Origin of the sequence: Bacteroides gallinarum DSM 18171 = JCM 13658, assembly GCF_000374365.1 — a bacterium.
GTDB classification, from domain to species: Bacteria; Bacteroidota; Bacteroidia; order Bacteroidales; family Bacteroidaceae; genus Bacteroides; species Bacteroides gallinarum.
In genome coordinates this window covers 257,650-273,957 of record NZ_KB894115.1, presented here as the reverse complement: position 1 = coordinate 273,957, position 16,308 = coordinate 257,650, and the positions used below count along the sequence as shown (strand labels likewise).

Sequence of the window (16,308 nt, the reverse complement as noted above, 5' to 3'; positions counted from 1 at the left end):
TTTCGAGATTGCCAATTTATCACTTTTCTCCCTTCTCCTTCTCACTGCGTTCTTTCTCCAGCAAGACCTGTACATCGGCTTCTTCTTCCATAGGCTTGCGGATTTTCTCCTGCAGGAACTCGAAGATAATGTAGAATACGGGGACGACAAAGAGCAACGCCAGCGTTCCGATTGCCATACCGCCTACGACACCCGTACCCAAAGAGCTGTTGCCGTTGGCGCCGGCGCCGGTGGAGAACATCAGCGGAAGCATACCGAATATCATCGTAAGCACCGTCATCAGGATAGGACGCAGGCGGACTTGTGCGGCACTGTAAGCCGACTCCACGATGCCCATTCCCTTACGACGGCGTTCGATAGCGTACTCCGTAATCAGGATAGCCGTCTTTGCCAGCAGACCGATGAGCATAATCACACCCGTTTGCAGGTAGATATTGTTCTCCAACCCGAAAAGCTTGGCGAAAAGGAACGAACCCATTAGCCCGAACGGAACGGAGAGGATTACCGCGAACGGAACCAGGAAGCTCTCGTAGAGGCAGGACAAAATCAGGTAGATGAGCAGTATGCACACGCCATAGATGAAAATCGTCTTGCCGCCGCCACTGTTCGACTCCTCGCGCGACATGCCGCCATACTCATAGCCGTAGCCCGAAGGCAGCGTTTGCGCAGCCACCTCCTCGATAACCTTCTGCACCTCGCCGGAAGAATAGCCCATGGCTGGGTTTACATTGGCGGAAATGGAGCTGTAAAGATTAAAGCGGTTGGCAACCTCGGGTCCCAGCACCTTCTTCAAAGTGACGAACTGGCTCACGGGAGCCATTTCAGTGCCGTTGCGCACGAACATATTATCCAGCGCACGTTCGTCCAGGCGGTATTCGGGCGAAGCCTGCATCATGACGCGGTACACCTTGCCGAACTGGTTGTAGTTGGAGATATACGCACCGCCGCAATAACTGCCCAGCGCATCGAGCACCGTGGCGGGTGAGATACCGGCGCGCTTACACTTGGCGGCATCCACATCTACGGATATCTGCGGGAAGTTCATCGCATACGAGGTGTATGCCATAGCCACCTCCGGACGCTGGTTCAGCGCACCGAGGAACTGCATCACGGAGTTGTAGAACGTCGTCATGTCGCCGCCCGTCCTGTCCTGCAAGTTCAGCTCTATGGAGTTACCCATACCGTATCCCGGAATCATACCCGGCTGGAAACTGAATATCTGCGCATCCTTAATGGCATAGAACTGTGCGTTGAGGCGGGCTACCACCGCATCGGAGGTATGCTCGCTGCCCTTGCGTTCGCTCCAGTCTTTCAGGCGGATTACCACCAGGCCGTAGGACGTGCCCTGCCCGGAAAGGAAGCCGTAGCCCGCAACGCGGGAGTAGTGCTCTATCTCGGGAGTATTCTTGAGGATGTCCTCCAGCTTGTCCACCACCTTGTTAGTTTCTTCCAGCGTACTGCCCGGCGAAGTAGCCACATTAATCATGATAACGCCCTGGTCTTCCTGCGGCACAAGCCCCGTCTTGGTGGTACTCATCAGCCAGACGAGCAGCACGACGGCAGCAGCCAGCGAAGTCCATACCATCCAGCGGCGGCGGATAAAGAACATCACGCCCTTCTTGTATTTGCCCAGCACTGCATTGAAAGAGGCATTATAGGCGGCACGTACGCGTCCGTTGATACTCTTGGCGCTTTTCGTCCCGTCCGACGGACGCATCATAATAGCGCAAAGGGCGGGGCAGAGCGTCAATGCCGAAATCATGGAGATACCCACGGAAGTAGCCATTGTAATACCGAACTGCGTATAGAAGATACCCGACGTACCGCCCATGAACGTTACGGGAATGAACACCGCCATGAACACACAGGTACAGGAGATGATAGCCATGGTTACATCGCCCATGGCATCTTTCGTAGCCTGGTAAGGCGATTTGTAACCGGCATCGAACTTGGACTGCACCGCTTCCACCACCACAATGGCGTCGTCCACCACCGTACCGATAGCAAGCACCAGGGCGAACAGCGTCAGGATATTGATACTGAACCCGGCAGCCACCAGGCAGGCGAACGTACCCACCAGCGACACGATGATAGAGATAGACGGTATCAGCGTACTCTTGAAATCCTGGAGGAAGAAATAAACGACCAGGATTACCAGGATAATGGCGACAATCAGCGTTTCCACCACATTATGGATAGAGGCGAAAAGGAAATCGTTGGAGCTCATCATGTTCACGAACTCCGTGCCCTGCGGCAGGTCTTTCTCCATTTCCTTCATCTGCTCCGAAATCAGCTCGTTCACTGCCGTGGCATTGGAACCCGCTGTCTGGAATACGATGAACATCACCGCGGGCTTGCCGTCCATTTCACTGCTGAAACTATATGTCTGCGTACCCAGCTCCACATCCGCCACATCTTTCAGCCGCAGGACGGAGCCGTCGTCCTGTGCGCGGACAACAGTGTTCTTGAATTCGTCCACGCTCTTCAACCGTCCGCGGTATTTCAAGGTGAACTGGAAAACATTCTTCGAGTTCTCGCCCAGCGACCCGGTGGGAGCCTCTATGTTCTGCTCGCCCAGCACGGACGTAATGTCCGAGGGAACCAGGCCGTACTGCGCCATGCGTTCCGGTTTCAGCCAGATACGCATACTGTACGTATCACCCAGCATCATCACGTCGCCCACACCTTCCACACGCTTAATCTGCGGAATGATGTTGATATCCATATAGTTACCGAGGAAAGTCTTGTCGTAACGCCCGTCCGTGCTTGCCAATGCGTTGATTTGCAGGAAACTGGTCTGCCGCTTTTGCGTGGTGACACCGATTTTCGTTACCTCGGCGGGCAGCAGCCCCTGTGCCTTGGACACGCGGTTCTGCACATTCACCGCCGCCATATCGGGGTCTGTACCCTGCTTGAAGTAGATTTCGATAGTAGCCGTACCCGCATTGGTGGCGGTAGAGGTGATGTACATCATATTCTCCACTCCGTTGATACTTTCTTCCAACGGCATGATTACGCTATTCATCACGGCTTCGGCATCGGCTCCGGTATAAGAGGCGGACACCTGCACCGTAGGCGGGGCAATATCCGGATATTGCTCCACAGGCAATGTAAAAAGCGAGATAAGTCCTATCGCCAAGATAAGAATGGAGATAGAAATAGCCATTACAGGCCTTTTTATAAATACGTTCCCTTTCATTTTTTCGTTCTTTCGTTCTTAGTTCTTCATTTCACCTGCGTCCCTTCACGTACCAGTCCGGCTCCTTCCGCCACGATTTCATCTCCTACTTCCAATCCGTCCAGGACAACGTATTCGCGTCCGTCGTTTACGGATGCCACGGTGATAAGGGTAGAAACCGCCTTGCCGTCCACCACCTTATAGGTCAGGGTCTTATCCTGCATCTGCACGGTAGCTCCCTGCGGAATGACGATGCAATCCTTGTAAACGGTAGGTATCACGACATTGCCCGACGCACCGCTATGCAGCAGCCGCGACTCGTTGGGGAAAACCGCACGGGCAACGACCGTACCCGTCTGGCGGTCGATAACGCCGCTCACGGACTCGATTTTTCCTTTTTTGCCGTACATGGAGTTATCGTTCAACTGCAATTCCACTTCGGGCATGTTCTTCAGCGCCTCGTCCATTGTACCGTACTGGCGCGTAAGGGCAAGCAACTGGTTCTCGGTCATGGAGAAGTAAACGTACATATCGGAATTGTCGCTCACCGTAGTCAGCGGCTGCGGGATGCTGGGGCTTACCAGCGCACCCGCACGATAGGGCAATGCACCTACCACCCCGTCGCTCGGGCTTTTCACCTCGGTATAAGAGAGGTTATTACGGGCATTCACCTCCTGCGCTTCCGCCTGTGCCAGTTGTGCCTTGGCGGTGAGGTAAGCGTTTTCCGCCGTTTTCAGGCTGAAATCGGAAACGACGTTCTGCGCACGGAGCTCCTTGTTGCTATTATAGGTAAGCTCGGCAGTGGCAAGCCCGGCGCGTGCAGCCTCTACATTGGCAAGGGCGGTATTCAGCGCAGCCTTATAAGGAACCTGGTCGATAACGAAAAGCAACTGTCCGCGGCGCACCGCCTGCCCCTCCGTTACGCAAAGCCGTTCGATAGTGCCCGATACCTGCGGGTAGATGTCGATATCCTGCCGCCCGCGTATGGTTGCCGAATAAGAAGTGGAGAGCTCTTTATCGGTAGTCGCCACTTTCATTGTCGCATAAGAAGACTTTACTCCGGCATCGGATGCCTGCTTGCAGGATGCCAACCAAGTTGTACAACCGATGAACATCATCAGCCGTATCCATTTTCCATTTACATTTATCATATTCTTTCTTTTTTAAATCGCAGCAAAGGTAGAAGAATAGAACATCCGTCCGTTTATCCATATTCCCATAACAATGTTCTATTTTCCTCAAAAGGAGATATTTATAGCCTCATTTTCAATACAAAAGAAAGAAAGGACAATCACAAAGAAATATAGAACATACAAACTCCTGTAATATTAAGCATCTTTGTAACCGGAAAAAAGAGACAATATGGAGAATGGAACAATAATGACGCTGGACATCGAGGACTTCAAACATGCCGACCCGATGATAGACTATGCAGACGACGACTGCATGGTGGCGAGCTGCATGGAGAACCTTCCCTACAAGAACGAAATCGTACGGCTGAACTTCTTCCTTATCGTAGTATGCGTAGAGGGGAAAATACAACTGGATATCAACGGCAAGACCCATTTGCTGAAAGCGGAAGAAGTGCTTTTCTGCCTGCCCACCATGATTATGAGCAATGCCATGTTCAGCCCGGGGCATAAGGTAAGAATGGTAGGCTTCTCCACCAAGTTCCTCCAACGCACGGTGAAAAAAGAGAAAGACACGGGAAACACCATTTCCTATATCTACAAGAACCCGATACATACCACCACCGGAAAAGAGGAGAACCCGCACTTCCGCCATTACGGCGAACTCATCATGGACAAAATCAAAGAGCCGCCCCACCGCTACCAGAAAGAAATCCTGCAATTCATCTTCTCCGCCCTGTTCCATGAGATGCTTGCCGAAATCCACCGGTATGCCGACAAGAACGAAAATGCGGAACCGGAAATGAACCGGACAGGCTACCTGTTTAAACGCTTCATGATAGAAGTTGCCAAAGACGGCGGCATGCACCGGTCGGTGAGCCATTATGCGGACATCCTGTGCTATTCGTCCAAATACATATCCGGAGCCGTGAAGCAGGCGAGCGGACGCACCCCCCTGGAATGGATTAACGAATATGCCATAGAGCAGATAAAGCACCAGCTAAAGCATTCGGAGAAATCTATCAAGGAGATAGCCGAGGACTTCAATTTCCCCAACCAGTCCTTTTTCGGCAAATACGTAAAGGCACACTTGGGAATGTCGCCCGCACGCTACCGGGACATGCAGGAAAACTGAACGGGGTTTACCGGACAAGCACATCGCAGACGGCATCCTGGAAACTGCGTGCCTCGCGGCCGGAAAGCACATTCTGGTTCATAATGGCGAAAGCGATGTAATGCCCGTTATCCGCCGTCAGATAACCCGCCAGGCAGTTCACCGCCGTAAAGGAGCCGGTCTTGGCATGTACTTTCCTGTAAGAAGGAGTTCCCTTACCCATGCGGTACTTCAGCGTGCCGTCCACCCCGCCTACGGGCAACGCCTTATACAGTTTCCGAAACACATCCGTACGCGAATAGGCGAATTTCAGGAAAGCTACCAGAAGTTCCGGCGAGATATAGTTATAGTTGGAAAGCCCGCAGCCGTCCGCCAGCTTGTACCGGGCGGGGGCGTATCCCAGTTTCTTTATCAACTGCCGTACAGCGGCAAGCCCGTCCTCGGCAGAGACATGCCTGCCGCCCGTAGCCTGCGCACCCAAACGGCACAGCATGGCTTCGGCATTCAGGTTGTCGCTCTCCTTCATTATCTGGTCTATTACCGCCTGCACAGGCGTTTCGTGCACCGCTACCCGTACGGAAAGGCTGTCTTTCCGGAACTCTCCGAAAGCATAGTCCGGCAGGCAGCGGATACCCCTTGCCTGCAAACGCTCTACGAACGTACGCATGAAGAAATCCTGCGAACCGTATATATTGACCGTACCGGTACGCCTGCCGTCTACATTGCCCGACACCGTTATATCATTGCCGTTCTCCAGCCAGTTGCGGGATACCCGGAAACGGCCGGCAGAAGGAGTGCGGGTTTTGGTTGCATTGACCAGCGTGTAATAGGACGAAGCGGGAGTACACTCCAAGCGCGCCGTATCTCCCCGCACACCGGGAAAAACCGTTACCGTAACCACCCCCTTATCGAGCATCAACGGCGACAGGTACGGCTGGAAAGAGCTGGGCGTATCGTCCCACAGCCAGCCGCTTCCCCAGTACAAGGAATCTTTCATGGAAACATCGCCGTACACCCTGCCCCGGATTACGGAGAAAGGCAAACGCGCCACCTTGCCGGCCAAAGAGTCCAGCGCCTCGTCGTCGAACTCGGGGTCGAACCCTCCCACAACGTATATATCCCCCTTCAACGTATCGCGCTCTATCACTCCCTTATACCAGACCTCGGTACGGAAAGGCTCATCCGCCTCGGGGCGGGAAAGCGCCGTAATCGTAGTCAGCAGCTTCATCGTAGAAGCCGGGCGGGAAAGTTTGTCCGCCTGGTAATCGTACAGGGTCTTGCCGGCAGTTAAATCGTACACCGAAATGGCTACGTTGGAACCCTGGGGCAACCGGTATTTTACCAGCGTATCCAGCCGCGAAGAAAGGGAAGCCGTTTCAGGCAACGCCTCCTGTGCATACAATGCCGGCAAGCAAACCGATAAAAGCCAATACAATACTATCTTCTTCATCGTTCTTATCCAGATTATCTCTTTATTCCGCCCGAAGGAGCAAGAACAAATACCTCCCCGTTATTCAATCGTCCTGCAAGCCCGGAGGGTTTACAGGGCGGCTTCCGCCGCTGTGATTTCCGGCAACCGGCTTTTCGAACCTTCCTTTACACCGGTTACATACGTACTCCCAGTGGTTAGTCCCCGGGGCGGAACACGCAAGCAAGGCAATGAGGGCTGCCACGATAGCCCGCAGCCGGCATCCTTTCCTAAGCTCGAACTTTATGTCCGGAGAACCGCAGAAGGGGCAGTACCTCAACTGTTCCGGAATCATCTGGTTCCGTTCCAGCAGGCAGATTGCCGCCTCGTAATCTTTTTCATCCACCAGTATATCCACGCCTGTCAGTCCATCGACCTGCCAACCCGCCATTAGCGTAGCCATATTCTCATTCCGCAGCATGGAATCGATTCCTTCATTCTGCAACGCTCCCCGTATAATATGGGCTTGGGTGGCATTATCGCAGGTTATCAACTTTACGAGTTTCATAAAGGCATGTATTTTGTCTATTAAAGCGCTTCCCTGAAGATTTCGCCCACCGTAGGATGCGGGAATACGATTTTCTTCCATTCCGATGCCGTCAACCCCAGCTCGATAGCCATACCTGCCAATGTGATAATCTCCGAAGCCGGATTGCCCAGCACGTGCGCTCCCAAAACCGTACCGTCCTCGGCAAACAACAGCTTACATACGCCGTTAACGCCCTCGTTCTCCGCCACAAAACGGCCGGAATACGCCATAGGCAGTTTTACAGTACGGTAAAGGATGCCTTTTCGCTGCAAAGCCTCCTCCGTATCTCCCACGCCCGCAATCTCCGGATTGGTATATACCACACCGGGGATAGCCTTGTAACTCATGGTATCCGTCTCTCCCAGGATAGCATGCACCGCTACTTCCGCCTCGCGCACCGCCGTATGAGCCAGTAAGGAAAACCCGGTCGAATCCCCGCAGGCATATACTCCCGGGGCGGAGGTCTGCATCCGTTCATCGACCCGGATATTGCCACGTTCCGTCATTTCCAGGCTCAGGTTCTCCAATCCGTAACCTTTCGTTACGGGACGGCGGCCTACGCTCATCAGCAGCCTTTCCGCCACAACGGAACCCGCGCCTCCGGCATTTTCGTAATTCACCTGTACCTGCTCCTTTCCTTCCTCCGATACGCTTCCCGCCAGCGACACTACCTTCGTGCCCAGCATAAACCCGATTCCGCGCTTGGCATACTCCGCACGCAGCAGGGCGGACAATTCCCTGTCCATTCCACCCAATATCTCGTCCAGCATCTCGATAACGGTAACCCGTACCCCCAAGCTGTTGAAGAAAGAGGCGAACTCCATGCCGATAACCCCGCCGCCTATAACCGCCAGGGATACGGGAAGCTCCTTACTATCCAGCGCATCGCGGTGCGTCCAGTAAGCCACCGTGTCCGTTCCGGGAATGGGCGGGATAAAAGTTTCCGAACCCGTACAAAGCAGCAGGTTGTCGCATTCATAAACCTCGTCGCCGCACCGGACATGATTCCTGTCTACAACGAAGGCCTCGCCGTTCACCACCGTCACCCCGCAGGCGGCAAGCTTTCCCTTAACACCCAGCACCAGCTTCCGCACGACCTTCTGCTTGCGGGCTATAATCTTGGGCAAATCGAACGACACTTCCGGTACGCCTACCGCATACTTGGACGCATGGCGTGCACTGTCATACGTTTTCGCCGAATACAATAAGGTCTTGGTAGGAATACAACCTTCGTTCAGGCATACTCCGCCGAGGCTCTGTTTCTCAAAAAGCACGACGCTCAGGCCGTGCTTCCCGGCCGTTTCCGCAGCCGTGTATCCCGCAGGACCTCCGCCGATAATGGCAACTCGATATTTCATAGTTCTTACATTTATGGATTTCTGCATGCAAGATACGACAAGAAATCCAAAAAAAAGCATCCGCCCTTCCCTTTTTTCCGGATACGTACGCCGGAGCGCCGGTTATTTCCGCCTCCGCTCCTCCAGCAGCCGTATGAACTCCTCCTCCTTTACGGGAAGAAGCGCCGCGCACTTGTCTTTTCCGTACCTTACCAGCACGTAGCGCATAACCGCAAACTTGCCTATCTGCATGGAAGAGGTGCGTTCCACCGAGGTAATATCTTTCAGCAGGATTTCCCTCCCGCGCGAAAAACGCCCGAAGGACAGCAGCAGCCTGTCGTCCGTAGTAACGGTATAGGTAGTGTGAATCAGCTTCTCGATGCTGACAACCAGCAGGAGCATAAAAAGAACAGCAACAAGGATATGCTTTTCCCAAAGGCCGTAAACGGCCATCGCACCCGCCAGGACAACGAACAGATATTGTCCGGCGGCGATACGTGCATGAAAAATTCGATTCATTTCGTCCGGTTTTTGCCGCTAAGGTAGGTATTTTTATGAATTAATGCCTGCAAGGGGCACAAGGAACGTACTTATTTTGTAGTTTTGCGGTGTTAAATACATAAAATTATGGTAAGAAAGTTCGATTTCCTCGTTATCGGCTCCGGAATCGCCGGTATGAGTTTTGCGCTCAAAGTGGCGCATAAAGGAACAGTAGCCCTCATCTGCAAAGCCGGCCTGGAGGAGGCAAACACTTATTTTGCACAAGGCGGAATCGCTTCCGTAACCGACCTGGCGGTAGACAATTTCGATAAGCACATCCAAGACACCATGATTGCCGGCGACTGGATAAGCGACCGCGAAGCCGTAGAGAAAGTGGTGCGCAACGCTCCCGGGCAAATCGACGAACTCATTAAATGGGGAGTGAGCTTCGACAGGAAAGAGAGCGGGGAATTCGACCTGCACAAAGAAGGCGGGCACTCGGAGTTCCGCATCCTGCACCATAAGGACAATACGGGCGCGGAGATACAGGACAGCCTGATTGAAGCCGTCAAGCAACATCCCAACATCACCGTATTTACCGATTTCTTTGCAGTAGAAATCATCACCCAGCACCACCTGGGCATCATCGTAACCCGTTATACCCCGGGTATCAAATGTTACGGCGCTTATGTGCTGAACGAGCATACCGGCGAAGTGGATACCTTCCTCTCCAAAGTAACCATTATGGCTACCGGCGGCTGCGAAGCCGTGTACCGCAACACCACCAACCCATTGGTTGCCACAGGCGACGGCATAGCCATGGTGTACCGTGCCAAAGGCGCTGTAAAGGATATGGAGTTCATCCAGTTCCACCCCACCGCCCTCTACCACCCCGGCGACCGTCCGTGTTTCCTGATAACGGAAGCCATGCGCGGATACGGCGGCGTACTCCGCACCATGGACGGAAAGGAGTTCATGCAGAAGTACGATTCGCGCCTTTCGCTGGCTCCGCGCGACATCGTGGCACGTGCTATCGACAACGAGATGAAGCAGCGCGGCGACGAGCATGTCTACCTGGACGTTACCCACAAAGACCCCGAGGAAACCAGGAAACACTTTCCGAATATCTATAAGAAATGCCTCAGCATCGGCATCGACATTACCAAAGACTACATTCCCGTGGCTCCTGCCGCACATTACCTTTGCGGCGGTATCAAGGTAGACCTGGACGGGCAGTCCAGTATCCGCCGCCTGTACGCTATCGGCGAATGCTCGTGTACCGGTCTCCACGGCGGCAACCGCCTGGCATCCAACTCGCTGATTGAGGCGGTGGTTTATGCCGATGCCGCCGCCAAGCATGCGCTGAGCGTACTGGAACGTTACGACTTCAACGAGGACATTCCCGAGTGGAACGACGAGGGAACCATTTCCAACGAAGAACGGGTACTGATTACGCAAAGCATGAAAGAGGTGAACCAGATTATGGAGTCGTACGTGGGCATCGTGCGCAGCAACACCCGCCTCACCCGTGCATGGAACCGCCTGGATATTCTTTACGAGGAGACGGAAAAACTGTTCAAGAGCAGCAAGGCTACCCGCGAACTCTGCGAGCTACGTAACATGATTAACGTGGGCTACCTGATTACCCGCCAGGCCATGGAGCGCAAGGAGAGCCGGGGACTGCATTATACGATAGATTACCCGCACGCCAAATAGGAAATCCCCCTGCGGCATATACCGCTCCCCCGACCGGGGCGATACACCACCCTTCAGAATGGGATAAAGTGTTCAAGTTAACAGAAACAGACTGTTCCGGTGCGGCGAAACAGTCTGTTACAGCATGGCGGAACAAAGTGTTACAGCGCGGTAAAACAAACTGTTTTACGTGGCAAAACTATCCGTTACACCTAAGCGAACAGACGGTTTAACCGGGATAAACTGACGGTTTCAACGCAAAAAAGGGTGCACTTCAAATGAGGCAAACTTTTTTTGTTTGATAATTGATTGATAACCAGTAGTTAGTTTCGCTTAAAAAAGCTAATCTCTACTTATAAGCATACATAGAGGGTTTCAATAACCAACTGATACTGAAGACAAAAGTATATAAAAAAGTCGGATTGTAAAACACTGGAAAAGAACCTTCTTTTATCAATCAAGGAAATCAAAAAGTGTATAGAGCAAAGTGGCGCATGTATGGTATAGATAATTCCGTACATGCGCCACTTTCTTAATCATCTGATTTGCATTGATTTACATTAATTGTTATTATATACTATCATTTGGTACTGATAAGCATTGATTTTGCTTGTGGGGTGTATTATTGTCCACCTAAAAAAATCAAGAATATCTCCTTGAAACGGGTTTGACGAGCAGGTCGATGTGCTCGTGTTCAAGGATATGTTCCATAGCCTTGTATATGGGCATCTTTTCGATACCGGCAATCTTCAGGGCTTCCATCTTGATGGTATTCTCGATGAGCAGCAGGTAGTCTTCCTCCTTCAGCTCAACATATTTCTGTGACTGTGATTTTAATTTTGCCATATTGATGTTGTTATTTGTTTCCGAAGTCGGCAGGAATCTCACCCCACAGGCGGTTGTCCCAGTGCAGCACTTCGATGTCCTTGATTCTTGCCTCCATCACTTTGAGGAATATCTCCGCTTTCTGCAATGCCGGGCATCTGCGTGAAGAGGCTGTCTGTTTGTTACAATACCACGTGATGGCTGTAATGCTGTCCGAGTAGATTGTTCGCGGACTTTCCGGATGTTCCATGACATATCTGACCGCCTCGACAATGCCGAGAAACTCCCCGATATTGTTCGTCCAGTTACCGATAGCTTTGGAAAAGAGTTCTTTTCCTGAAGAGAGGTCGACAGCCCGGAAGCGTGTCAACCTCTCTTTTGCAGAATGGGCACCGTCGGTCGCAATACCCACGACCGGTTTTTCTTTCATTGAATTCCTCCCTGATGTCTGTCTCCCGTATAGATGAACCCGTCGGATTCCATACGTCGTACCAGAGCACGCGCCTGATTCAGATAGTCGGTGATGACACCTTCCTTGTACTTGATATCCTTGCGTCCCTTGAGGATTTCCAGCACACCGTCTATTGTGCGGCTCATTACGCTCTTGCCGTCTTTCGGGTCGAAGAAAATCTTTTTGTTGCCGAACGTCACAGTTACTTGATACAATGTCTTCGGGACGATCACTGTTTCCACATGCGCCTGAAATAACACGGGGGTAGCGGCAACGACTACATACCCGTTGGCTTTGTGCATGGGTTTCAACTCTACCGAGTATAGTATGTTTGGCTCGAGAGTTCCTTTCAGGTCTTCCGAAAGGACACAAATCTGCTTGCCGAATCTTGAGTCTTCACGGACTCCCATCAATTTACGTGTCTTGGAATGGCGCGAAACGAACCCTATCAGTTCGCCCGTCTCTTCCGATCTCGCAAACTTCAGTTGCGATTTTTCCGATGTCATATTACTGTTCTTTCATATTCAATCTATTGCTTTCAATTGACAATCTGTTTTCAATGGGTCACTTTTCCATACAAATATATGCCAATTTTTCACGCCAACAAAACGTTTTAGTTATTAATTTTCAGATGGTTATGTGTAATATATATAGAGAAAAGGCTGCATTCAGTACAGCCTTTCCTCCTCTGTAAAATGACTGAAACGCTCGTCAGTATCAGAAGTTTGCAGTAGATAACGGCATTTCCAATAACGGTAAATCCGCCTTCCGTTGGGTATACAGTGATTTATATCGTCAGCATTCAGATATTGGTTCCCTTGTTCCGTACCGTGGTGCATCCATGTAGCGCACCCGGGCAGGTCCGGGTTGTTCCGGACATAGAAGTCCATTTTCTCTTTACCGGCGACAAAGATATTGTGTATCCGTACGTCCTTATCGATAGGAAACCGGTAGGCGTACAACGCGAAGTCACAGATGTCGGTTTCCAGCAGGTTGCCGCCAAAGTGTTCGGGAGCTTTCCGTTTCAGGTTCTCGAACCCCTCCAGAATACCCGGCCTGTCGCATATCTCGGCAAACCTTTCATCCGTTACCGGCTCAGCCGTCGCATAAACCACCCGAAAACCATTATCCGTACTGTCCAGTACCATGACATGCGCGACTATCCCCGGTGATTTGTTGATACTTTCGTCAATGCTGTCCGAGTCCGTGGTCAGACAGCATTTCAGCGTTCCGATGATTAATACCGCTACCACCAACAGTGTCCAAGGACCTATTGCTGCCGCTATCAATACCAATTCATCGGCCCGTTTCCGTATTTGTTTCATTGATTTTGAGAATGTGGCGGCCGGATACCCCCCGGACCTCGGACACGCATACCTTGCATCCTGCATCCAGCAACCGGTTTCTACATTCTTCCAAGGCGGCGTCGGAAATCCTGATGGCAGGTATACCCGCCGCCGTCATCTTGAACCGGGGCACTTCCGTGATCCGGGTAATCGTTTCGGCATCATCAAAATACGCCTCGAATGAATCTCCGACATGGAAAAGGATGATGGTTTCCACGCCATGCCTTTCCTTCATGCCGCCGTAACAGCGGCGAATAATCTCTTCCTTTTTCATATCAAATAGATATATTAGGTTTGATGTCAGCCAAACATGAAAGTGCCTGTAATCCGTTCAACTGCCGGGCTTTCGTCCGAAATACATATACAGACTTTCTTCATCTGACAAATATACAATAAATTACGGAACGACCCATGTCTATTGCATGAAACTATCCTTTCATCTTCACCTCCCTTCTTTCAAATTGTTCGCGGATGATTTCAACGAGTTGTCCGATGCTGTCGATTTTTTGACTCTTACCGCAGGCTTTGCCATGGAACAATGGCGTGAAGTACAGGTTAAAATCCTCATCGATGGAAAAACCTCCCACGAGGACGATACCCGCCTTGATACGGTAATACTCGCCGTACATGGCGTAATCATCCGTAGTTTTGGTGAACCCGTACTCCGGCAACAAGTCCGGCAAAGTGTCCAGGATCGGCCGGATGACATCCTTGAGAAAATTCGGGGTCTCAACTTCCTTTTTCCGTTTCCGACCTTTTCTGCCGGTTCCGTTATCGTCTTGCAGGTAATGGGCATCGAAACGATCCCGATACCTTTCTGTCAGTTCCTTAATATCCATATCCTTTATACATTTAATTGTTTTCCTCAAGCCACTCTTCCAGTGTCATGGAGTCCTCGAAACCGTATTCGTCAATCTGTACATAGCCGTCCTTTTCCGTGATAAACTCTTTCCTGGTCAGGATGGTTCCGCCATGATTTACCATCACCGTCGGTTCGATGGTCGCCAGACGGTCCCCGTCATCCGACTCCCGGATATCGTATGCGTACAGTCCCTCCGGAACGGCATTCCGGTCAATCCGCATATCCGTAAACAATGCAGGCGTGTCATTGATGGTCATAGACTCAAAGGTCTCGTTGCCAATGTTTTCTTTTGTAATCATATTTATTGATTCAAATAGTTTATTATTCCTGCTTGGGAAGTTCAATGGCTCTTACCCAATTGTTCCGGTCATCAAAACATTCATCATTGATGTTGGCCGTAAATTCCAGCGGTATCATCTTCTCAACCCGCGTTGCGGGGTTATTTTCGTAATCAACGATGATTTTCCCGGCCGGAACGTCACGTTCAAATTCGTCCAGCGGGAAAGAGAATATCCATATTTCCCGGTCTTTATCTTCCCCAAGAAACGCCTTGAGGTTGTCTGTATAAGCCTGGCATTTGTCCCACGAGGTTTCCACGAATGAAATGATTTCCTCTTCCGGTTTGCCGGTACGGTCTTTCAGGAATGCAACGGCATTCCCTTTCCAGATATCCTGCTCGACACAGAGTTCCAGATAACGTTCCCAGACTGTCACCAGCCAGTCCATGTTAATCTCATGCAGGTGGCGGCAGGTGAAACGCTCCCGGCTTTCCGCGTTGTAAAGCGTGCAGCTTCCGTCCGTGCGTATCTCCTCCAACCGGTACATGGTGTATACCGGTATCCCGTGCCCATACCCGTCTTCCCCTTCCTCCTCGACATATACCGTATGGGGCAACATATTTTCCGGCATTTTCGGTATCGCACACAGGTTGGCTATAACTTCCTGTTCCAACGCTTTTTGTTTCTCCTGTATTCTCATTGTCTATCCATCTTTTAGTATGATTTTACCTTCTTGAAATAATCTCTGTTTGTAACGACGGTGGTTGCGTATATTTTCGGTATGTTTCTTCCGGTCATATTTATACAAGCCTTTTGCCTTGTTCTCTCTCAGCAGTTCCTTGTTCCGCTCTTCGCTTTCTGGGTTCACAATGAAGGTTATCAGCCTGCGGCTGACACCGTATTCCCGGGCAAGCTGGCGCTGGCTGACAGCTTCTGTCATGTAACGGTGGAAAATTTCAGCCTTCTGAAAAGGAGTGAGCTTCTGCCTGCGGTCATATTGTGTCCCGCTGATGATTATTCCCGAGCTTTTGTATGGCATAGTGAAGTCTGTTTTTCGTTTGTGGTCCATGAATGGTAGATGCGTTGTTTGCCATCTAAGGAGAGTAGAAACCAGCGGCTATAAATCCGTTCCAGCGTTTCGGTGTCGTGCCCGTATATCGGTCCCAGTTCGTTTGCAAACATCGCCGCTACCTTCAGCCTCCTGGTATCGGACAGCTTCTCCCACCAGCGGCAAATGGTCTTGTACTGCTTCACGTCCGTTACAAGGTCCGGAACCGGAGCGGAGGAGATATATTCCGCCTCTTTGCCGCACGGTGCCTGCCAGAACCCCTGTTCGCAAAGAGCGCGTTGCTCGTCACAAACCCGTTCTGCAAAGGATTTGAGTGCCATTTGGAATATCTTTCTTTCCAGTTCCTTACGTTCCATGGACAGTTCATGCACACCCACGTTCAGCCCGTGCTTATTGCGTTCATCCGGGGAAAGCTTGTTGCTCAAGGCTTTCCTGACCAGTTCCAGCCGTTCTTTCAGAGGGCCGTATTCGTTGTTATCTAAATACCGGTTAAACAGTTCCTGTTCGTTTCCGGGCAGTATGAATATATTTTCCATCATGCATCAT

The 16,308-nt window shown here is 51.3% G+C and carries 18 protein-coding genes; 2 read left to right on the top strand and 16 right to left on the bottom strand.

Annotation, left to right across the window (positions count from 1 at the left end):
• Nucleotides 1-19: 19 nt before the first annotated feature.
• Together C233_RS0101385 and C233_RS0101380 are read right to left on the bottom strand one after the other, a co-directional pair.
• Complete coding sequence (locus tag C233_RS0101385) at nt 20-3,199, bottom strand: efflux RND transporter permease subunit (protein WP_018665685.1); 3,180 nt, start codon at nt 3,197-3,199, stop codon at nt 20-22.
• A gap of 26 nt (nt 3,200-3,225) precedes the next feature.
• Nucleotides 3,226-4,329, bottom strand: coding sequence for an efflux RND transporter periplasmic adaptor subunit (locus C233_RS0101380; protein ID WP_018665684.1), 1,104 nt, complete (start codon nt 4,327-4,329; stop codon nt 3,226-3,228).
• A gap of 211 nt (nt 4,330-4,540) precedes the next feature.
• On the opposite strand from C233_RS0101380, the gene C233_RS0101375 reads away from it, so the two are divergent.
• The gene (locus tag C233_RS0101375) at nt 4,541-5,443 is read left to right on the top strand and encodes a helix-turn-helix domain-containing protein (protein ID WP_025068531.1); all 903 of its coding nucleotides are present in this window, start codon (nt 4,541-4,543) and stop codon (nt 5,441-5,443) included.
• 7 nt (nt 5,444-5,450) lie between these two features.
• Here the strand turns inward: C233_RS0101375 and dacB are convergent, their stop codons facing one another.
• The 4 genes from dacB to C233_RS0101355 form a co-directional block, all read right to left on the bottom strand.
• Nucleotides 5,451-6,872 carry a D-alanyl-D-alanine carboxypeptidase/D-alanyl-D-alanine endopeptidase gene (gene dacB, locus C233_RS0101370; RefSeq protein ID WP_018665682.1) on the bottom strand — a complete coding sequence of 474 codons (1,422 nt, stop codon included), beginning with the start codon at nt 6,870-6,872 and terminating at the stop codon, nt 5,451-5,453.
• 64 nt (nt 6,873-6,936) lie between these two features.
• A complete protein-coding gene (locus C233_RS0101365; protein WP_018665681.1) occupies nt 6,937-7,398 on the bottom strand; it encodes a putative signal transducing protein in 462 nt (153 codons plus the stop codon).
• 20 nt (nt 7,399-7,418) lie between these two features.
• Nucleotides 7,419-8,777, bottom strand: a complete 1,359-nt coding sequence (lpdA, locus tag C233_RS0101360) for a dihydrolipoyl dehydrogenase (RefSeq protein WP_018665680.1) — start codon at nt 8,775-8,777, stop codon at nt 7,419-7,421.
• Between the two features lie 102 nt (nt 8,778-8,879).
• A complete protein-coding gene (locus C233_RS0101355) occupies nt 8,880-9,275 on the bottom strand; it encodes a PH domain-containing protein (protein ID WP_018665679.1) in 396 nt (131 codons plus the stop codon).
• A gap of 108 nt (nt 9,276-9,383) precedes the next feature.
• Between C233_RS0101355 and nadB the strand changes: the two genes are divergently transcribed.
• On the top strand, nt 9,384-10,952 hold the full coding sequence (nadB, locus tag C233_RS0101350; protein WP_018665678.1) for an L-aspartate oxidase: 1,569 nt from the start codon (nt 9,384-9,386) through the stop codon (nt 10,950-10,952).
• A gap of 621 nt (nt 10,953-11,573) precedes the next feature.
• On the opposite strand, the gene C233_RS0101345 is transcribed toward nadB, so the two are convergent.
• From C233_RS0101345 to C233_RS0101300, 10 genes are all read right to left on the bottom strand, one after another.
• Nucleotides 11,574-11,777, bottom strand: a complete 204-nt coding sequence (locus tag C233_RS0101345) for a hypothetical protein (RefSeq protein WP_004303920.1) — start codon at nt 11,775-11,777, stop codon at nt 11,574-11,576.
• Between the two features lie 10 nt (nt 11,778-11,787).
• Nucleotides 11,788-12,186: a ribonuclease H family protein gene (locus C233_RS0101340; protein WP_008143073.1), complete on the bottom strand. Its 399-nt coding sequence runs from the start codon at nt 12,184-12,186 to the stop codon at nt 11,788-11,790.
• Nucleotides 12,183-12,713: a hypothetical protein gene (locus C233_RS0101335; protein ID WP_004293684.1), complete on the bottom strand. Its 531-nt coding sequence runs from the start codon at nt 12,711-12,713 to the stop codon at nt 12,183-12,185. Before C233_RS0101335 ends, C233_RS0101340 begins: the two co-directional genes overlap by 4 nt.
• A gap of 162 nt (nt 12,714-12,875) precedes the next feature.
• Complete coding sequence (locus C233_RS0101330) at nt 12,876-13,532, bottom strand: hypothetical protein (protein WP_008143069.1); 657 nt, start codon at nt 13,530-13,532, stop codon at nt 12,876-12,878.
• Nucleotides 13,504-13,827, bottom strand: a complete 324-nt coding sequence (locus C233_RS0101325) for a MutS N-terminal domain-containing protein (RefSeq protein WP_004293682.1) — start codon at nt 13,825-13,827, stop codon at nt 13,504-13,506. The genes C233_RS0101330 and C233_RS0101325 overlap by 29 nt, the downstream gene beginning before the upstream one ends.
• Before the next feature lie 154 nt (nt 13,828-13,981).
• Nucleotides 13,982-14,392 carry a hypothetical protein gene (locus tag C233_RS0101320; RefSeq protein ID WP_008143066.1) on the bottom strand — a complete coding sequence of 137 codons (411 nt, stop codon included), beginning with the start codon at nt 14,390-14,392 and terminating at the stop codon, nt 13,982-13,984.
• A gap of 13 nt (nt 14,393-14,405) precedes the next feature.
• Entirely contained in the window at nt 14,406-14,714 is a 309-nt protein-coding gene (locus tag C233_RS0101315) for an LPD28 domain-containing protein (protein WP_008143065.1), read from the bottom strand.
• Nucleotides 14,715-14,736: 22 nt separating this feature from the next.
• Nucleotides 14,737-15,393, bottom strand: coding sequence for a hypothetical protein (locus C233_RS0101310; RefSeq protein ID WP_008143063.1), 657 nt, complete (start codon nt 15,391-15,393; stop codon nt 14,737-14,739).
• Between the two features lie 3 nt (nt 15,394-15,396).
• Nucleotides 15,397-15,732, bottom strand: coding sequence for a helix-turn-helix domain-containing protein (locus C233_RS0101305; RefSeq protein WP_004293678.1), 336 nt, complete (start codon nt 15,730-15,732; stop codon nt 15,397-15,399).
• Nucleotides 15,708-16,298, bottom strand: a complete 591-nt coding sequence (locus C233_RS0101300; protein ID WP_229031379.1) for a hypothetical protein — start codon at nt 16,296-16,298, stop codon at nt 15,708-15,710. Before C233_RS0101300 ends, C233_RS0101305 begins: the two co-directional genes overlap by 25 nt.
• Between the last annotated feature and the right edge of the window lie 10 nt (nt 16,299-16,308).

Excerpts from the sequence above, each read along its gene's own strand:
- C233_RS0101340 (WP_008143073.1), bottom strand. The coding sequence starts at position 12,186 with ATGAAAGAAAAACCGGTCGTGGGTATTGCGACCGACGGTGCCCATTCT.
- C233_RS0101385 (WP_018665685.1), bottom strand. The coding sequence starts at position 3,199 with ATGAAAGGGAACGTATTTATAAAAAGGCCTGTAATGGCTATTTCTATC.
- C233_RS0101330 (WP_008143069.1), bottom strand. The coding sequence starts at position 13,532 with ATGAAACAAATACGGAAACGGGCCGATGAATTGGTATTGATAGCGGCA.
- C233_RS0101300 (WP_229031379.1), bottom strand. The coding sequence starts at position 16,298 with ATGGAAAATATATTCATACTGCCCGGAAACGAACAGGAACTGTTTAAC.
- C233_RS0101305 (WP_004293678.1), bottom strand. The coding sequence starts at position 15,732 with ATGCCATACAAAAGCTCGGGAATAATCATCAGCGGGACACAATATGAC.
- C233_RS0101345 (WP_004303920.1), bottom strand. The coding sequence starts at position 11,777 with ATGGCAAAATTAAAATCACAGTCACAGAAATATGTTGAGCTGAAGGAG.
- C233_RS0101320 (WP_008143066.1), bottom strand. The coding sequence starts at position 14,392 with ATGGATATTAAGGAACTGACAGAAAGGTATCGGGATCGTTTCGATGCC.
- C233_RS0101335 (WP_004293684.1), bottom strand. The coding sequence starts at position 12,713 with ATGACATCGGAAAAATCGCAACTGAAGTTTGCGAGATCGGAAGAGACG.
- C233_RS0101365 (WP_018665681.1), bottom strand. The coding sequence starts at position 7,398 with ATGAAACTCGTAAAGTTGATAACCTGCGATAATGCCACCCAAGCCCAT.
- C233_RS0101310 (WP_008143063.1), bottom strand. The coding sequence starts at position 15,393 with ATGAGAATACAGGAGAAACAAAAAGCGTTGGAACAGGAAGTTATAGCC.
- dacB (WP_018665682.1), bottom strand. The coding sequence starts at position 6,872 with ATGAAGAAGATAGTATTGTATTGGCTTTTATCGGTTTGCTTGCCGGCA.
- nadB (WP_018665678.1), top strand. The coding sequence starts at position 9,384 with ATGGTAAGAAAGTTCGATTTCCTCGTTATCGGCTCCGGAATCGCCGGT.
- C233_RS0101325 (WP_004293682.1), bottom strand. The coding sequence starts at position 13,827 with ATGAAAAAGGAAGAGATTATTCGCCGCTGTTACGGCGGCATGAAGGAA.
- C233_RS0101355 (WP_018665679.1), bottom strand. The coding sequence starts at position 9,275 with ATGAATCGAATTTTTCATGCACGTATCGCCGCCGGACAATATCTGTTC.
- lpdA (WP_018665680.1), bottom strand. The coding sequence starts at position 8,777 with ATGAAATATCGAGTTGCCATTATCGGCGGAGGTCCTGCGGGATACACG.
- C233_RS0101375 (WP_025068531.1), top strand. The coding sequence starts at position 4,541 with ATGGAGAATGGAACAATAATGACGCTGGACATCGAGGACTTCAAACAT.
- C233_RS0101315 (WP_008143065.1), bottom strand. The coding sequence starts at position 14,714 with ATGATTACAAAAGAAAACATTGGCAACGAGACCTTTGAGTCTATGACC.
- C233_RS0101380 (WP_018665684.1), bottom strand. The coding sequence starts at position 4,329 with ATGATAAATGTAAATGGAAAATGGATACGGCTGATGATGTTCATCGGT.